Genomic DNA, 15,440 nt, shown 5'->3' with positions numbered 1-15,440 from the left:
CATTATTAAAAGATTGATTCTGCCTTGATCCAAAAGGACTGGGACAGAGGGATGAAGAAGCCGATAATAAGGAAATGGTAAAAATCCTTCTTTCTCAGTGAAAGAAGGTTTTTTTAATCGGTTCGTTCTTACCCTCTGCAACTACAAAAGAGGGGGAGTTTTTATGAAAACAAAGCTGGATTTTATTCAAATGAAACAAAAGCAAGAGCCAATCGTGATGATGACGGCATACGATTATCCGTCCGCTAAGCTTGCTGAACAGGCAAATGTTGATATGATCCTTGTCGGCGATTCGCTTGGAATGGTCGTTTTAGGGTATGATTCAACCGTACCTGTAACGGTGGAAGATATGATTCATCATACGAAGGCTGTAAAACGCGGAGCAAAAAATACATTTGTTGTGACGGATATGCCCTTTATGTCGTATCATATTTCGACAGAAGACACGCTGCAAAATGCAAAGAAAATGGTGCAGCAAAGCGGGGCAGATGCCTTAAAGGTGGAAGGGCCTGTTTTTGACGTCATATCTCTGTTAACAAATGCCGGCATTCCTGTTGTTGCCCACCTCGGACTGACTCCTCAGTCAGTAGGTGTATTAGGCGGATATAAAGTACAAGGAAAAGAAGCGAAAAGTGCAGAAAAGCTGCTGCTAGATGCGAAAAAATGCGAACAGGCTGGCGCGATTGCCATTGTATTGGAATGCATCCCGTTTCAGCTGGCGGAAAAAATAACAAAAGAGCTGTCCATTCCAACCATCGGCATCGGCGCAGGAAAATATACAGATGGACAAGTGTTAGTGTTTCATGATTTGATTGGATTTGGAGTGGAAAGAGTGCCGAAGTTTGTTAAACAATATGCAAATGTAAATGAAAGCATTGTAAAAGCGATTGAAGCTTATAAAGATGAAGTGAAAAATCGGGACTTTCCATCGTTGGATCATTCGTTCCGCATGAATGAAGAGGAACTTGCAAGCTTATATGGAGGAAAAGGAAAATGAAAATCGTCACTTCGATAGAGGAAATAAAAAAAGAAATCGATCTCAAGAAAAAAGAAGGAAAAACGATAGGGTTCGTGCCAACGATGGGATATTTGCATGAAGGTCATTTATCATTGGTTGAACGGGCCAAACAGGAAAACGACGTAACGGTGATGAGCGTTTTTGTGAATCCGCTTCAATTTGGACCGAATGAAGACTATCAAACATACCCTCGCGATATCAAACGCGACGAAGAGCTGGCAAGACAAAAAGGGGTTGACCTTTTTTTCGCGCCGACAAAAGAAGAAATGTATCCGGAAGAACCTGCCGTCACAGTAAAAGTGACGAAGCGCGTTGACGTTTTGTGCGGAAAATCAAGACCGGGACATTTTGACGGAGTGGCAACGGTTTTAACAAAGCTGTTTCACATCATAACTCCAGACAGAGCCTATTTCGGATTGAAGGATGCCCAGCAAGTTGCCGTTGTTACAGCACTTATAAAAGATCTTAATTTCCCAATTGAAATTGTTCCGGTGGAAACGGTTCGTGAAGAGGACGGATTGGCCAAAAGCTCTCGAAACGTACGGTTAGACGAACAGGAACGAAAAGAAGCCGTTCATTTATATCAATCGTTATTAATGGCAAAAGAAATGGTTGAGAACAAAGTGCATGATCAAGAAGCCATCATCGAAAAAATGAGAGCGTTTATAACGGAAAAGACGAGCGGAGAAATTGATTATATAGATATTTTGACTTATCCTGACTTGAAAAAACCAAACGCACTTACGGGAAAAATTATCGTTGCGATTGCTGTAAAATTTAAGCATGCTAGGCTGATCGATAATATTATTATCGATTTGACCTAAAGGGGGGGGTTCATACATGTTCCGTATGATGATGAACGGAAAAATTCATCGTGCAAGGGTGACGGAAGCAAATTTGAACTATGTAGGTTCCGTTACGATCGACCAGGATATTTTAGATGCCGTTGGGATTGTCCCGAATGAAAAAGTGCAAATCGTGAATAATAATAATGGCGAACGCTTTGAAACGTATGTGATTCCTGGAAAAAGAGGAAGCGGTGTCATTTGTTTAAACGGTGCGGCTGCCCGGCTTGTTCAGGTCGGTGATGTGGTCATTATCATTTCCTATAAGCTTGTGCATGAAGATCAATTAAAAAACCACCGTCCAACGATAGCCATCATGAATGAAAACAATGAAATCATCGAGTTAATTAAAGAGGAACCGGCGAACACGATTATGTGATAAACAAGGGTCAGGCTCTTAAGCTTTCGATAGGGCTTGACCTATTTTCTATTGCGGACGTAATTGGCCATAACTTTTCTATACATATAGAAAAAAGAGGAGCAGCGATGGCTCCTCAAAAAATTAGGTGTGGACTAGGAGAAATTTTGTTTAGTGTGAGCCGTAAAGCTGTTATAATGGGTACAGATAACAACATATTGCTGTTGTATCTGTATTGTTTCCTGGATGCTTTGTAAGTATGAATTACAAATTTTGTTTTTGTAAAGGAGGAAGCTGACATGGAAAGCAAAATCGAAATTATATCTTCCGTTACGGTTGAGCATTCCGACGATTTGTATAAAATAGTTGATTTGCTAAATCGGACATTAAAAAGAGAACATTTATTATTCGGATTAGCCCTTGACAGCAAAGATCCAAATAAAGCGGTTTTTACTATTTATAGAACATAATCGGTGATCATAATGAAAGGAAAAATTTTTATTTCTTTTATATGCGCTCTTATCTTTTTAGTGGTGACGTTTGCTTTTCTTTATAATAGTGCAAAAGAAGATAAAACAAAAGGACACGAAACAGCTATACAAGCTGCGAAGGAGCATGGCTTTGCATCGATCGATGAAGTCAACACATTTTATAATCGAAATGTTTACTATATCATTCAAGGGAAAAATAAAAAAGGCGAAAAAATTATCGGCTGGATGAAAAAGGGGAACACGGATAAAATTTTAATTAAAAAAGCGAAGGAAGGCTTGAGCAAAGACGACGTACTTCAATTGATTCAAAACATTGACAACAGCAAGCCGAAGAAAATAAAGAAAATCATGCTTGGGTATGATGATACAGATTCGAAAAAATGGGATATACCGGTTTGGGAGGTCCAATATATTGACCAACAAAACCGTTATACATATTTTATTGTTAGCTTTACGGATGACAGAGTTTATAAAATGTACAGCATTAAGCAATAAGAAGGGAGCATTGTAAAAGTGAATTTATCTAAACGCGTATCAACTTTAACACCTTCATCTACACTGGCGATCACTGCAAAAGCAAAAGAATTGAAAGCAGCCGGGCATGATGTGATTGGCCTTGGGGCAGGTGAGCCGGATTTTAACACTCCTGATCATATTTTAGACGCTGCAGAAAAAGCGATGAAAGAAGGACATACGAAGTATACGCCTTCTGGAGGACTTATATCATTGAAAGAGGCAATTATAGAAAAATTTAAAAAAGACCAGCATTTAGAATATAAACCGTCTGAAATTATTGTTTCAACAGGCGCTAAACACGCTTTATATACATTGTTCCAAGCTATTCTTGACGATGGTGATGAAGTGATCATTCCTTCTCCATACTGGGTAAGCTATCCGGAACAAGTGAAGCTTGCAGGCGGAGCTCCAGTATTTGTAGAGGGAAGGGAAGAAAATCAATTTAAAATTACGCCTGATCAGCTGCAGCAAGCGATCACAAACAAAACAAAAGCGGTGATTATCAATTCTCCGAGCAACCCGACCGGCATGATCTATACGCGGGATGAGTTGAAAGAATTGGCGGAGGTTTGCCTTAGCCATGATCTTATTATCGTTTCCGATGAAATTTATGAAAAATTAGTATACGGAGAAAATGAACATGTGTCCATCGCTCAAATTTCTCCTGAAGTAAAAGAAAAAACAATTATTATTAATGGTGTATCGAAATCCCATTCAATGACAGGATGGAGAATTGGTTATGCGGCGGGCAATGAGCGCATTATTCAAGCTATGACGAACCTAGCGAGCCACAGCACTTCAAATCCGACTTCAATTGCTCAATATGCTGCGATCGCGGCGTATGAGGGACCTCAAGAACCGGTCGAAATAATGAGAAGAGCTTTTGAAGACCGTTTAAATATCATTTACGAAAAACTTGTGCAAATACCTGGTTTCTCGTGCATTAAACCGCAAGGAGCATTTTATTTATTTCCAAATGCAAAAGAAGCAGCAGAGATAACAGGTTTTCGTAATGTTGACGAATTTGTCGAGGCGCTCTTGGAAGAGGAAAAGGTAGCGCTAGTACCAGGAAGCGGCTTCGGTGCTCCAGATAATGTAAGATTATCGTATGCGACATCGCTAGAACTTTTAAATAAAGCGATTGAACGTATTGATCGCTTTGTCAACAATCATAAACAGTAAAGATTGTCAATAGCCGGTGGTTCAGCCGGCTTTTTCGCTGGTTTCCTTTATTGAAAAAAAAGGAATAACATATGTATAATAGAAAGCATCGAATAAAAAGGCGGTTTCATATGGAGGGTAAAGCTGTGAAAACAACAATTTCAAATGTTAAAAACCATGTCGGAGAACAAGTAACAATCGGCTGCTGGTTGGCGAATAAGCGATCAAGCGGAAAAATTGCTTTTTTGCAGCTTCGGGATGGAACAGGCTTTATTCAAGGGGTTGTTGAAAAATCGAAGGTGGATGAAGAAATATTTAAAAAAGCAAAACAACTCACACAAGAAAGCTCTTTGTATGTCACAGGAGTTGTGAGAGTGGATGAACGTTCACCTTTTGGATATGAGCTTGGCGTTGAAAATATAGAAATTATTCATGAAGCAAGCGATTATCCGATTACGCCGAAAGAACACGGTACTGAATTTTTAATGGACAATCGCCACCTTTGGCTTCGATCAAAGCGCCAGCACGCCATTATGAAAGTGCGCAACGAACTCATCCGTGCCACTTATGAATTTTTTAATGATCAAGGGTTTGTCAAAGTGGATCCCCCTATTTTGACCGGAAGTGCGCCTGAAGGAACGACGGAATTGTTTCATACGAAATATTTTGATGAAGATGCTTACCTTTCGCAGAGTGGTCAGCTGTATATGGAAGCAGCTGCTATGGCCTTAGGCAAAGTATTTTCATTCGGGCCGACATTCCGGGCTGAAAAATCGAAAACGCGCCGTCATTTAATTGAATTTTGGATGATTGAACCGGAAATGGCGTTTTATCAATTTGAAGACAATTTGCAGCTGCAGGAGCAGTACGTTTCCCATATTGTGCAATCGGTATTAAAAAATTGTTCACTTGAATTGAAAACATTAGAACGTGACATTTCCAAGCTGGAGCAGGTTGTTCCTCCGTTCCCGAAAATAACATACGACGACGCTATCGCGCTGCTGCATAAGAAAGGATTCAACGACATCGCATGGGGGGACGATTTTGGTTCGCCGCATGAAACAGCGATCGCGGAAAGCTTTGATAAACCAGTTTTCATTACACATTATCCGACAAGCTTAAAACCTTTTTATATGCAGCCTGATCCAAATCGACCAGAGGTTGTTCTGTGCGCGGATTTAATCGCTCCTGAAGGGTACGGAGAAATCATCGGCGGATCTGAACGCATCCATGATTATCATTTATTAAAAAAACGTCTTGAAGAGCATCATCTGGACGAAGCAGCTTATAAATGGTATCTTGAGCTGCGGCAATACGGATCCGTACCTCATTCCGGCTTCGGCCTTGGACTTGAACGAACTGTTGCTTGGATATGCGGTATCGAACATGTTCGTGAAACGATTCCATTTCCGCGTTTATTAAATCGTTTATATCCGTAAACTGCATGAAGCCTCCTATCTTCAGGAGGTTTCGTTTTTCAACCATGCATTCTGAAGCCATGAATGGCCGCAATCATGGTATACTTATTTTGAGGTGTCGAAATATGAAGAAAAAACAGTTCACCGAATTAGTGGAAGATGGATCACTGACCGTTCCCAATATACTGCTGCGGAATTATGCCGATTTAGGTTTGTCAGAAAAAGAATTTGTTCTCCTTTTGCACGTACATTCCCACATTCAAAAAGGAAATGCTTTTCCAACTCCTACAGAACTTTCCGACCATATGACAATCACAACGGCGGAATGTGTCAAATTGCTTCGGAGTTTAGTTCAGAGAGGTTTTTTAACGATAGAGGAATTTGAGCAAAACGGGATGATTTATGAGAAATATTCTTTAAAACAGCTATGGGAAAAGTTGTATGATGTAGTCGTCATGGACCAAGATCAAGAAAAAGTAGAAAAGGAAAATCAATTATACACCATCTTTGAACAAGAATTTGGACGACCTCTTTCCCCGATTGAGTGCGAAACGTTAGCTTTTTGGATCGACCAAGATCATCATGATCCCGATATTATCATTTCTGCATTAAGGGAAGCGGTGATCTCCGGAAAATTAAATTTTCGATATATTGATCGGATTTTATTTGAATGGAAGAAGAATGGAATCAAAACAATTGAACAAGCTAAAAAGCATTCACAAAAATTTCATGAATTCAATCAAAAACAAAAGCAGTCTACTCAAGGGGAGCAAGAATATAAAAGGAAGGTGCCTTTCTACAACTGGCTGGAAAACTAAAATTCTTTTCCTTGTTCAAGCTGATTGAAAGGTGATGGTACATGCTATCAAAAAAGAAAGTAAAAGAATGCTTAGAGGTTATCGGGAAAATGTTTCCTGATGCTCATTGCGAGCTTGTGCACAGCAATCCTTTTGAACTGGTCATTGCTGTCGTTTTGTCTGCTCAATGCACGGATGCGTTAGTCAATAAAGTAACAAAAAATTTGTTTCAAAAATATAAAACACCTGATGATTATTTGTCTGTCCCGTTGGAGGAATTAGAACAAGATATTCGCTCCATCGGCCTTTACCGTAACAAAGCGAAAAATATTCAAAAATTATGCAAAATGTTAATTGAAGAATTTGACCGAAAAGTGCCGGAAACTAGAGAGGAATTAATGAGCCTTCCTGGAGTAGGAAGGAAAACGGCAAACGTTGTTTTATCTGTTGCGTTTGGAAAACCTGCCATCGCCGTCGATACACACGTTGAACGGGTGTCGAAGCGGCTCGGAATTTGCCGTTGGAAGGATTCTGTATTGGAAGTGGAAAAAACATTGATGGAAAAAGTTCCTGAGGACGAATGGGGAATCACCCACCATCGGCTTATTTTTTTTGGAAGGTATCATTGCAAAGCCCAATCACCAAAGTGTCATGAATGTCCTCTTCTTTATTTGTGCAGAGAAGGGGAAAAAAGAATGAAAGGAAAGGCATAAAAAATGCACGATAGGAAGATGTTTCATCTCCCTGAGCAATTTCAAAATACTGCGTTTTTTGACGAGGAATCTGTATATTTGCATCCAACTGATTTTTTTTATTATGATCTTCAATATTTGGCTGGAATGGATGATACGAGACCGTGGGAGGCGAGCGAGCAATTTTTGCCCAAGCTCTTTAAGCAGTGGAAGGAAATTCAAACCGAGATTCAACGCACGATAACAAAACCGTTTAAAATGGATCGACAAAAAATGATGACAGGGATCTGCCTCTATATCCAACTTCTTTATTGGCTCAATGAAAAGCCGGTTCATTCACTGCAATTAGACGAAATAAAGAAGCTGGATATAGCTCCCGTCAATATTGAAGATCGTCTAACGTTTATTTTAAAAAAGCCTACTCAATATCATGCATATATTCAATTAAATGAACTATTTACAGAAACGGAAAAATTGTTTTATAAACATCAGGCGATCAAAAAAGCAAAACAAAAGGGGGCTTCGAAAAATTCAGGGTAACTGAATTTTTCGAGCCCTCTCATTTTTTTATAACAAAAGCCAGTGGAGAAAAACGAGCTGTTTTTCTCCACTGGCTCCATTTAGGAACTTATCGGACAGTCCCTTATTTTCATTGCTGAACAGCAGGCGTTTCGGTTTGTGAACTTCCGTTTCCACCCGTTTGTGAACGATTGAAGTTATTGCCTGGATCTTGAGGAGGAGTAGGTCCGCCGCCTTGGTTGCCGTTTTGTGTACTGTCATTTGGCGTCTGCGGCTGTTCAGGATTCTCGTTTTGATTTTCCTCTTCATTTTGCCCGTTATTTTGTTCATTGTCATTTTCGTTCTCCAATTGATCCTCTTCATCTTGTCCTTCATTTTGTTCCTGTTCAGGCGGTGTTAATTCATCTGGTAATTCTTCTTGCTCCTCTTCCTCCACAGAAGGTATTTCGATCATTGCGCTTGCAGGATCGCTTCGCATGCTGTCCCTTACAGCTGTAACGCTGAATTTATATACAGAACCAGGTTTCACATTTGACAAGACATACGATTTGTCTTTTGTAGTCGTTAATACTTTGGAAGCAGCGTTATCGATCGAGGCGCTCACTTCAAATGAAACGTCCGATTCACTGTGATTCCAGCTAAGCTTCACTGCATTCGTTTTTTGATCATAATTGATGGATAGGCCTGACGGTTTGTCCAGCTTTTCATATTTCGTTGAAACTTTTGTCGGCTCTTCGCCTCTTACAAAATATTCGTACGTAATCATATTTTTTGGCGTATATTTGCTTGCAAGCTTCGCCGGATTAGATCCTTTTTCGATTGCCTTTTTCACCACGCTTTTCGGCTGTTTGAAATCGGATGAATCCCCGTCAGATACATGCCGCATTAGCTTTCTAAAGATGTCTCTGGCAATTTGTTGTTCCCTTTTTGTTATATACATTTTCTCTTCATTTTTCTCATATCCAGTCCAAACAGCAGCTGTGTATTTTGGTGTATAGCCGACAAACCAATTGTCTTTTGCTGCACCGCGCTCCGGATGATATTTTGCTTTTTCTTGCTCTGTAAAGTTCGTTGAACCCGTTTTGCCGGCAATATTTAAGCCAGGCACCCGAGCTCTTGTACCGGTTCCTCGTTCTACAACGGTTTTTAACATATCGGTGATCATAAATGCTGTGTAATCGCTCATTGCTTCGACCGGATCTGGTGTTAAATCAGCTTTTGTTCCATCAACAAAAACAACCTTTGTTACGGAATATGGTTCATTGTATATACCGTTGTTGCCAAAGGCGCTGTAAGCCCCCGCCAATTGAAGAGGGGATATGCCGTGTTCAAATCCGCCGATTGCGTATGCTTCTGTAATTTTATCGATTTTAATTCCCAATTTCTCGGCAAATGCTTTTGCCCTCGATTCACCAACCTCTTGAAACGCCTTTAATGCTGGGATGTTTCTTGAATCAGCCAATGCTTCTCTGATTGACATCTGCCCTTTATAGCTGCGGTCATAGTTGTTTATTGGATTTCCGTTTGAATACGTGTACGGCTCATCAACGATTTGGTGATACGTTGACCATTTTAAATGCTCAATGGCAGGGCCGTAATCTAAAATAGGCTTAATGGTTGAACCAGGCTGCCGTTTTAAATCGACAGCATAGTTAAATCCGCCAATCGGTTGGTTTCTCCCGCCGCCGATGGCGCGTATTTCACCTGTTGTCGTGTCGATTAGAGCAATTCCAGCCTGAAAATATTTGCTCGGATAACTGATTTCGTCGCCGTTCAATAATTGTTCAACATATTCTTGAGCATCTGTATCGATTGTTGTATAGATTTTTAATCCTGCTGAGCTCGGATCAACGCCAAGCTTTTTTCTTACTTCTTCAATCGCATGTTCAATAAAGGCATGATATTTGTTTTGCTGCTTTTTTGGTTCTACTAATGATTCTGTGATGGATGTTTGTTTAGCTTTTGCCGCTTCCTCTTCACTGATAAATCCGTTTTTAACCATTAAATTTAAGACAACATTGCGGCGTTTTTCCGCCAGATCGGGATTTTTTCTAGGGTTGTATAGATCAGGATTTTTAATCATCCCAGCCAGCATTGCCGCTTCAGACAGCGTGATGTCTTTAAGATCCTTCCCAAAGAAAGCTTCAGTAGCTCTTGCGACGCCGTAATAGTTGCCGGGATAATAAATTCTGTTTAAATACATTTCAAGTATTTCATCTTTTGAATATTTTTGCTCCACTTGCAAGGCAAGCCATGCTTCTTGAGCTTTTCTTTTTAATGTTTTGTCAAGAGATAAAAAGGAAAGCTTGACAAGCTGCTGCGTAATTGTACTTGCACCTTCAGAACCGAATCCTTCTTTAAAGTTGGCAATTGCAGCGCCTCCAATACGAATTGGATCGATTCCGTTATGTTTATAAAATCGAACATCTTCCGTAGCAATAAACGCATCTTTTACAACTTGCGGAATTTCATCGATCTTCACATATGTCCGTTTTTCCGAACCGACCTCACCTATTTCATTTCCGTCCTTGTCATATACTTTTGATGACATATTTCCTTTTAAAAGATCATCATTTAGAGGAGGTGCCGTTGCTGCAAAATAAGCAAATGTCGATGTTCCTCCAATGATGCCTACAAGCCCTAACAAAAGAATGAAAAACACAATTTTTCTTGCGATTCCTTTTTTCTTCGGCTTTTTTTTCTTACTTGCTAAAGCTTTTCGTCTTTCTTCCCTCGATTTATATTGTTGACTCATTATAAATCCAACCTTTCATTTAGAATGAAAAGGGCAGTAGCTAAAAATATAACTTGTCTATTATACTAATATAATCAACTCTTGGGCAATAGCCAAGAGGGATATGGTGACCGCATTCTACAATTTCTTGATGCGAAATCGATTTTCTTCCCCCGTTTTTCTGTCTTTCCCAAAAATGCATCAATTTTTCAGCCTCTAAGAAGTATATTTGATTTAGTTTAGTGAATCGTATAATTAGAAAACATATTCCGTTTTGTTCGAGCACAGCCTTCATATGCTCAATTTGATGATCATGAATATTTTTTAGTGGAAAAGAGCTGTTTTTTGTCTCTTTTGCTTCAAAGTCAATATATTTGCCTTTATAAACTCCGTTGTAGTCGGTTGTTGAAGCCTGTTTAAAATAAGCTTCTTTAATGACTGCTGCGCTCCGTTTCGGATAATCAACCGAAACGATTTGGATCGGAGTCGGTTTTTTATGGATGACAGCTATTCCATTTTCCCTGTAATAAAGATTTGTCTCATTTAAGTCGTCCTCGAGGGTCATCCCTCTATTTGAATATTGTATTTCAACTGGGACTGGATTCGCTACATTTTGTTTAGCTTTCCACAACTTTCCGTTAGGATAACGAATAGCCAAGCGATCTCCTCCTTTTTCCGGCTATTTATATCTTAACAAAAAATGTTAACCTTTTTTCGATGAAATGACTTCATTATACATGATTTAAGTTGAAAGAGGGAATACTATGTCACTACATGATATAATATTACAAACAAAATTAAAAACAGATGACGGAAATGTTGATAATATTTCACGGACGGAACGATATGCAAAGTTTTATAAAAAACATCCGGAAGTAAAATGGGCGTTGCTGGCAAGCATGGTCTCCAGAAACGCCGGCTGGTTTATGACAGATTTAGAAGGTATTCCCCTCAAACAGGCTTTGCCTTATGAAAAACGGCAATGGCTCTTTTTATCAGTTGAAACCGCAAACTGGCTCATTTTTGCTGATGCTTATCCACAGCTTTTACTATATGAATATTCCAAGCGTTACAACAAACCGATGTTTTATTTGCTCGAAGCTTTTCATGTATCCGCCTTTATGATGGAGGAGTGGGAACGCTTTTTCCGCACAAAAGATGAGAAAAGGCTTTTAACCTCCCTTATTATTAATGAGCAGCATGTTATTCAAAAACCGGTTATTGATCATCCATTATTTAAAAAATTTGTCTTTCACAGCTTGCCGTTTATTTTTCAAGATCTATTTCATTTTCGCGTTATACTGTTTCCGACGTTAACAGGAAAATTGTACGGATTTTCCACCCATCAATTCAGCCATGTCAAAAAACGGATTGAATTGGGAAAAAGGCTGGCATGGCTTTTATTTCATCCTCTTTACCATGGACAGTTTCTAAAATTTTCAAATCGTGTAATACATACAGGATCACGGTATGATTATGAAAAATATATGAAAAAAACAACAAAAAGAAAATCCCCATATTTAAGGACGGCTTTTCCGATAATCTCACACGAAATAGACGAAAAAGAAAGAGAATGGTTTCATGGGCAGAGGCTCGGAAAGTATTATAAAGATCCAGAGATTCCGAAACGAATTGAATTAACTAACTGGTATGAGAAAAAACAGTCCCAGCTACATTTATTATGCATGATGAAGCAATACTTACAATAATGGTCAGGCAATGAGCCTGACCATTTTTAAGTAGAGGGTCTGTTTGGACCTTCAAGCTTTTTGTCTCCAACTCCTCGCTTTTTTTCTTTTTGACTATCGTTTTGAATGGTTTTTTTATCGTTTTTCATCATAACACCTCCCATGTTTATTTTTTCTAACCTGAAAAAATACATGCGCACAATGAAGCGGATTTTTGAATGCTGCAGGGAATTTACACTTTTTTTGCCGAATCACAACTAGTTTTGTCAAACAGGCAGGACTCATATTTAGGAAGAAGAATTTTTTAGCAAAAATAAGAAAAGAGGGATGCTGATGAGTTCGTTTATAGAAAAGCAAGAGGCATTAAAAAAATTGCAGGAAATTGAAAAACAAATTGATCTTTTAGAGCAGCAATTGACGCAAAATATAGATAAAGAAATTCATCGGACAAAACAAGCCGTTTCAAACTTTATAGAAAATGGAGAAGAAAAGATGAATGAATTTGAGAAAATGTGTGCAGAAAGGAAATTCGTGCGGAGCTTGAGAAAAAAGGTAGTATAAAATTTGGTAAAACAAAAAAAATTTGCTATGATGAATCTGAGGTGAGAACCTTGGATGAAGAACAAGTCCGGAAAATCACGGAGCAATTGCTTCAAGTGATCCAAAAAAGTGCTCAACGCTTCGAGAGAACCAAGAAGGAAGGACTGGAATACGATTTTTTTGCCGAAATTAAACCGAGTGTTGACAAGATTTTGCCAATATTGGATGAATGGGAAATTGTTGCGAAAAAATGGATCAATAAGTACCATCCTAGATACCTGCATTCGCAACAAATTGATACGGCGAAAGAGCATATTGAAAACATTGTGATCCAATCTTTTTTTCAAGATACAAGCAAGGTGAGATTTAAAAATATAAAAGAATCTGCTGAATACACATTAAGAAGCATGATCCGTGAAATGGAAAAAAATGAATAAAAATGGGGAAGCGGAGAAGCGAGCAGTTTCTCCGCTTTATTATGTGTGAATATATAGACACAATCTATTGGGCTTTCGATTTACGCAAAACCTTACTTCGTTTGAAGAAATCTTGGGGTTAAAAGATTCTATCTAAAAAATATCCGTTCTTTTTTGTCAATCTATGCTATTGAACTGCCGTAAACGGGACTATTCGTAAGCGGCAAAAAGAGGCCGGAGAAAATTCTCCCGCCTCTGCTTGATTTAAAGGATGTATTCAGGTGTAACGGCTCCTTGCTGTTCTAGCGTTTTGACAATATTTCGAAAGTCTTTGATGCTGATGTTTTCATAAAGATACAATCTGCGAGCAAAGTCCAGCAATTCATTTGCACATTCTGCTTCGTATTGCTTCTCCATTTTAAATCTTTCCCTCAATGTTTGAACCGTCATAAAACATCCCCCCCTAACACTTATATTAATATGTTACCATCTCTTTTGTAATTATCAATTTTAAAAAAAATAAAAACTTCCGACACTATTTGACATCTCACCCTTTAAAAGGCAAAAACATATTTTATGATTAGTTAAGTTTTTATTGGAGGGATCAAAATGTATCATGATCATGTTTATGATTGGTTAAGACCTGTTTCTTACGATCAATATTTCATGATGAATCAACATGTTGTTCCTTATTTCCAATCTCCATATTATCAGCCTTTTATGAATCCGTATCCTCAGCCTTATCCAAGCACGCTGCCTATGATGATGCCAAAAGGGTCAAATCCTTCATTGCTTTCTTCATTTAAAAAAGCGGACGGACAGATGGATTTTAACAAAATGATCGATACAGCAGGACAAGTTGTTCAAACGATGAATCAAATGAGCTCCCTTTTAAAAGGAGTCACGCAAATTTTTAAAGCTTGATGCTGAATAATGAGCTTTGAAACGATGTAAGGCGCTAGGGATGCCGTTCGCCGCAAGTCAAGGCTGTTTATGCTTTGTTGGATGTACGAAAAAATCCTTTTTATATCAAAAACCTATTTTTGGAAAAAGAATATTTCCAATCGGGAACAACAGCTGATGACATGATTGCCCGGGGAATGATGAGTACCGATCACAAAACAGACAATTACAGGATGCAATAGGAAAAATGGGACTGCCCGATAAGTCCCTAAAAGGAAGCAAGTAGAGAGAAACAACGCGTTTCTCTCCACTTGCTTTTATATTTTTCGATTTTTATCTGAAAGTAGCTGGCGGATGTCGGCTATTTCAGGAAGTGTGAGCTAATGAGAAAACAATACCTCATCTTGCATCGTCTTCACCATTTTGTCTATGACACGTGCCACGTGATGTTCTGGTATGAGCAATTCAATATCGAAAATTACTTGAACTTGACGGTTGTCATATAGTTTGAAAGTAGGAGGGAATGTTAATTTCTTTTGTCAGGAGTATTTTCTTCTTTTACATCTAGTGAAAGTGCTGTTTCCGTAGTAATCATTTGATTGGTTTCGTAAAAAATCGTCCTTTCTGTGATGTTGTGTCCCAACTACATTTTATTTAGAAAGGACGATTTTTTTTGCTTTTTTAAAAGTGGAAAAATGAGGGAATCCAAAAGTCAGTTACCCTGACTTTTTGGACAACCTCTTTGATTAGAAGCATATTAGTCAATATTTATTTTTGTTTTTTTGGAAGGGATCACAATTTTCAGCTTTTCATTTTGAAACGATGCTTTAATACGTTGTACATCTAAGTAAGCTGGCAAATAAAAGGATTTCGCAAATTTGCCATGAGACTTGAACATTTGCGTCATCTGTTTTTCATCATTTGTTTGTTCAATATGTTGATCTTGATGAATGGAAATCGTTAATACATGATCATACGATTCGATGCGTATTTGCTCTTTTTTCACTCCTGGAAGCTTTCCCTCTAACACCCATTCTTGATCGGTTTCATGAGTGTCAAAATGAAAAAAGGGAAGGGACATTGCGGTATCAAACAAATCATGAAACGGTTTTAATAGCGATTGAATGTAGGCAGGATCGAAAAATTGTGAAAACCTGCCTGGAAGCGGATCTAGTTGGGAAAACACGGGCAAAAATTCATCATGTTCCTTTTTGTCTTTTTTCATCTTGCTCTCTCACTCCCTTTCTTTTTTTCACATTTATATGCAAAAGAGTTTCGAAAAGTTTATAACGAAAGCTTCCAATGAAAACATGCTTTATTTACGAACGTTTATTCGTTAGAATA

Annotated in this window: 19 protein-coding genes; 15 read left to right on the top strand and 4 right to left on the bottom strand. The window is 38.6% G+C overall.

The window, feature by feature from the left end:
- Positions 1-163: 163 nt before the first annotated feature.
- The 10 genes from panB to ACVIJU_RS12690 all read left to right on the top strand — a co-directional run bounded on the left by panB (position 164) and on the right by ACVIJU_RS12690 (position 7,836).
- A complete protein-coding gene (panB, locus tag ACVIJU_RS12735) occupies positions 164-997 on the top strand; it encodes a 3-methyl-2-oxobutanoate hydroxymethyltransferase (protein ID WP_063388554.1) in 834 nt (277 codons plus the stop codon).
- The gene (gene panC / locus ACVIJU_RS12730) at positions 994-1,842 is read left to right on the top strand and encodes a pantoate--beta-alanine ligase (protein WP_117016803.1); all 849 of its coding nucleotides are present in this window, start codon (positions 994-996) and stop codon (positions 1,840-1,842) included. Before panB ends, panC begins: the two co-directional genes overlap by 4 nt.
- 16 nt (positions 1,843-1,858) lie before the next feature.
- A complete protein-coding gene (gene panD, locus ACVIJU_RS12725; RefSeq protein ID WP_063388552.1) occupies positions 1,859-2,242 on the top strand; it encodes an aspartate 1-decarboxylase in 384 nt (127 codons plus the stop codon).
- A gap of 278 nt (positions 2,243-2,520) precedes the next feature.
- Positions 2,521-2,691 (top strand): YpmA family protein, encoded by a 171-nt coding sequence (locus ACVIJU_RS12720; protein ID WP_065095534.1) that lies wholly within the window; start codon positions 2,521-2,523, stop codon positions 2,689-2,691.
- A 12-nt stretch (positions 2,692-2,703) separates the two neighbouring features.
- Positions 2,704-3,207 (top strand): cell wall elongation regulator TseB-like domain-containing protein, encoded by a 504-nt coding sequence (locus ACVIJU_RS12715; RefSeq protein WP_063388550.1) that lies wholly within the window; start codon positions 2,704-2,706, stop codon positions 3,205-3,207.
- Positions 3,208-3,225: 18 nt separating this feature from the next.
- Positions 3,226-4,410, top strand: a complete 1,185-nt coding sequence (locus tag ACVIJU_RS12710; RefSeq protein WP_063388549.1) for a pyridoxal phosphate-dependent aminotransferase — start codon at positions 3,226-3,228, stop codon at positions 4,408-4,410.
- Between the two features lie 125 nt (positions 4,411-4,535).
- Positions 4,536-5,828 (top strand): asparagine--tRNA ligase, encoded by a 1,293-nt coding sequence (asnS, locus tag ACVIJU_RS12705; protein ID WP_063388654.1) that lies wholly within the window; start codon positions 4,536-4,538, stop codon positions 5,826-5,828.
- A gap of 104 nt (positions 5,829-5,932) precedes the next feature.
- Positions 5,933-6,625 (top strand): DnaD domain-containing protein, encoded by a 693-nt coding sequence (locus ACVIJU_RS12700; RefSeq protein WP_063388653.1) that lies wholly within the window; start codon positions 5,933-5,935, stop codon positions 6,623-6,625.
- 41 nt (positions 6,626-6,666) lie between these two features.
- On the top strand, positions 6,667-7,317 hold the full coding sequence (gene nth, locus ACVIJU_RS12695; RefSeq protein WP_063388548.1) for an endonuclease III: 651 nt from the start codon (positions 6,667-6,669) through the stop codon (positions 7,315-7,317).
- A gap of 3 nt (positions 7,318-7,320) precedes the next feature.
- Positions 7,321-7,836 carry a YpoC family protein gene (locus tag ACVIJU_RS12690; protein ID WP_133309192.1) on the top strand — a complete coding sequence of 172 codons (516 nt, stop codon included), beginning with the start codon at positions 7,321-7,323 and terminating at the stop codon, positions 7,834-7,836.
- Between the two features lie 109 nt (positions 7,837-7,945).
- Here ACVIJU_RS12690 and ACVIJU_RS12685 read toward each other — a convergent pair whose 3' ends face one another.
- Together ACVIJU_RS12685 and recU are read right to left on the bottom strand one after the other, a co-directional pair.
- Positions 7,946-10,570, bottom strand: coding sequence for a transglycosylase domain-containing protein (locus ACVIJU_RS12685; protein WP_063388546.1), 2,625 nt, complete (start codon positions 10,568-10,570; stop codon positions 7,946-7,948).
- A gap of 40 nt (positions 10,571-10,610) precedes the next feature.
- Positions 10,611-11,207, bottom strand: coding sequence for a Holliday junction resolvase RecU (gene recU, locus ACVIJU_RS12680; protein ID WP_063388545.1), 597 nt, complete (start codon positions 11,205-11,207; stop codon positions 10,611-10,613).
- Between the two features lie 106 nt (positions 11,208-11,313).
- On the opposite strand from recU, the gene ACVIJU_RS12675 reads away from it, so the two are divergent.
- The 3 genes from ACVIJU_RS12675 (at position 11,314) to ACVIJU_RS12665 (ending at position 13,214) form a co-directional block, all read left to right on the top strand.
- On the top strand, positions 11,314-12,258 hold the full coding sequence (locus tag ACVIJU_RS12675; protein ID WP_063388544.1) for a DUF2515 family protein: 945 nt from the start codon (positions 11,314-11,316) through the stop codon (positions 12,256-12,258).
- A 312-nt stretch (positions 12,259-12,570) separates the two neighbouring features.
- On the top strand, positions 12,571-12,798 hold the full coding sequence (locus ACVIJU_RS12670) for a hypothetical protein (RefSeq protein WP_063388543.1): 228 nt from the start codon (positions 12,571-12,573) through the stop codon (positions 12,796-12,798).
- A 50-nt stretch (positions 12,799-12,848) separates the two neighbouring features.
- The gene (locus ACVIJU_RS12665) at positions 12,849-13,214 is read left to right on the top strand and encodes a YppE family protein (protein WP_063388542.1); all 366 of its coding nucleotides are present in this window, start codon (positions 12,849-12,851) and stop codon (positions 13,212-13,214) included.
- Between the two features lie 243 nt (positions 13,215-13,457).
- On the opposite strand, the gene yppF is transcribed toward ACVIJU_RS12665, so the two are convergent.
- Entirely contained in the window at positions 13,458-13,643 is a 186-nt protein-coding gene (gene yppF / locus ACVIJU_RS12660) for a YppF family protein (protein ID WP_063388541.1), read from the bottom strand.
- Positions 13,644-13,802: 159 nt separating this feature from the next.
- Here yppF and ACVIJU_RS12655 point away from each other — a divergent pair, with 159 nt between their 5' ends.
- Entirely contained in the window at positions 13,803-14,117 is a 315-nt protein-coding gene (locus tag ACVIJU_RS12655) for a YppG family protein (protein WP_063388540.1), read from the top strand.
- Between the two features lie 362 nt (positions 14,118-14,479).
- A complete protein-coding gene (locus tag ACVIJU_RS12650) occupies positions 14,480-14,602 on the top strand; it encodes a hypothetical protein (protein ID WP_268753477.1) in 123 nt (40 codons plus the stop codon).
- 251 nt (positions 14,603-14,853) lie between these two features.
- Here ACVIJU_RS12650 and ACVIJU_RS12645 read toward each other — a convergent pair whose 3' ends face one another.
- A complete protein-coding gene (locus tag ACVIJU_RS12645; protein WP_063388539.1) occupies positions 14,854-15,321 on the bottom strand; it encodes an Hsp20 family protein in 468 nt (155 codons plus the stop codon).
- Positions 15,322-15,440 lie beyond the last annotated feature (119 nt).

This window comes from Aeribacillus sp. SP014, from assembly GCF_054055575.1.
This window is presented reverse-complemented; position numbering and strand designations above follow the sequence as displayed.

Excerpts from the sequence above, each read along its gene's own strand:
- panB (WP_063388554.1), top strand. The coding sequence starts at position 164 with ATGAAAACAAAGCTGGATTTTATTCAAATGAAACAAAAGCAAGAGCCA.
- ACVIJU_RS12675 (WP_063388544.1), top strand. The coding sequence starts at position 11,314 with ATGTCACTACATGATATAATATTACAAACAAAATTAAAAACAGATGAC.
- ACVIJU_RS12685 (WP_063388546.1), bottom strand. The coding sequence starts at position 10,570 with ATGAGTCAACAATATAAATCGAGGGAAGAAAGACGAAAAGCTTTAGCA.
- ACVIJU_RS12720 (WP_065095534.1), top strand. The coding sequence starts at position 2,521 with ATGGAAAGCAAAATCGAAATTATATCTTCCGTTACGGTTGAGCATTCC.
- ACVIJU_RS12690 (WP_133309192.1), top strand. The coding sequence starts at position 7,321 with ATGCACGATAGGAAGATGTTTCATCTCCCTGAGCAATTTCAAAATACT.
- panD (WP_063388552.1), top strand. The coding sequence starts at position 1,859 with ATGTTCCGTATGATGATGAACGGAAAAATTCATCGTGCAAGGGTGACG.
- ACVIJU_RS12645 (WP_063388539.1), bottom strand. The coding sequence starts at position 15,321 with ATGAAAAAAGACAAAAAGGAACATGATGAATTTTTGCCCGTGTTTTCC.
- ACVIJU_RS12670 (WP_063388543.1), top strand. The coding sequence starts at position 12,571 with ATGAGTTCGTTTATAGAAAAGCAAGAGGCATTAAAAAAATTGCAGGAA.
- ACVIJU_RS12715 (WP_063388550.1), top strand. The coding sequence starts at position 2,704 with ATGAAAGGAAAAATTTTTATTTCTTTTATATGCGCTCTTATCTTTTTA.
- panC (WP_117016803.1), top strand. The coding sequence starts at position 994 with ATGAAAATCGTCACTTCGATAGAGGAAATAAAAAAAGAAATCGATCTC.
- ACVIJU_RS12655 (WP_063388540.1), top strand. The coding sequence starts at position 13,803 with ATGTATCATGATCATGTTTATGATTGGTTAAGACCTGTTTCTTACGAT.
- nth (WP_063388548.1), top strand. The coding sequence starts at position 6,667 with ATGCTATCAAAAAAGAAAGTAAAAGAATGCTTAGAGGTTATCGGGAAA.
- ACVIJU_RS12650 (WP_268753477.1), top strand. The coding sequence starts at position 14,480 with ATGAGAAAACAATACCTCATCTTGCATCGTCTTCACCATTTTGTCTAT.
- ACVIJU_RS12700 (WP_063388653.1), top strand. The coding sequence starts at position 5,933 with ATGAAGAAAAAACAGTTCACCGAATTAGTGGAAGATGGATCACTGACC.
- yppF (WP_063388541.1), bottom strand. The coding sequence starts at position 13,643 with ATGACGGTTCAAACATTGAGGGAAAGATTTAAAATGGAGAAGCAATAC.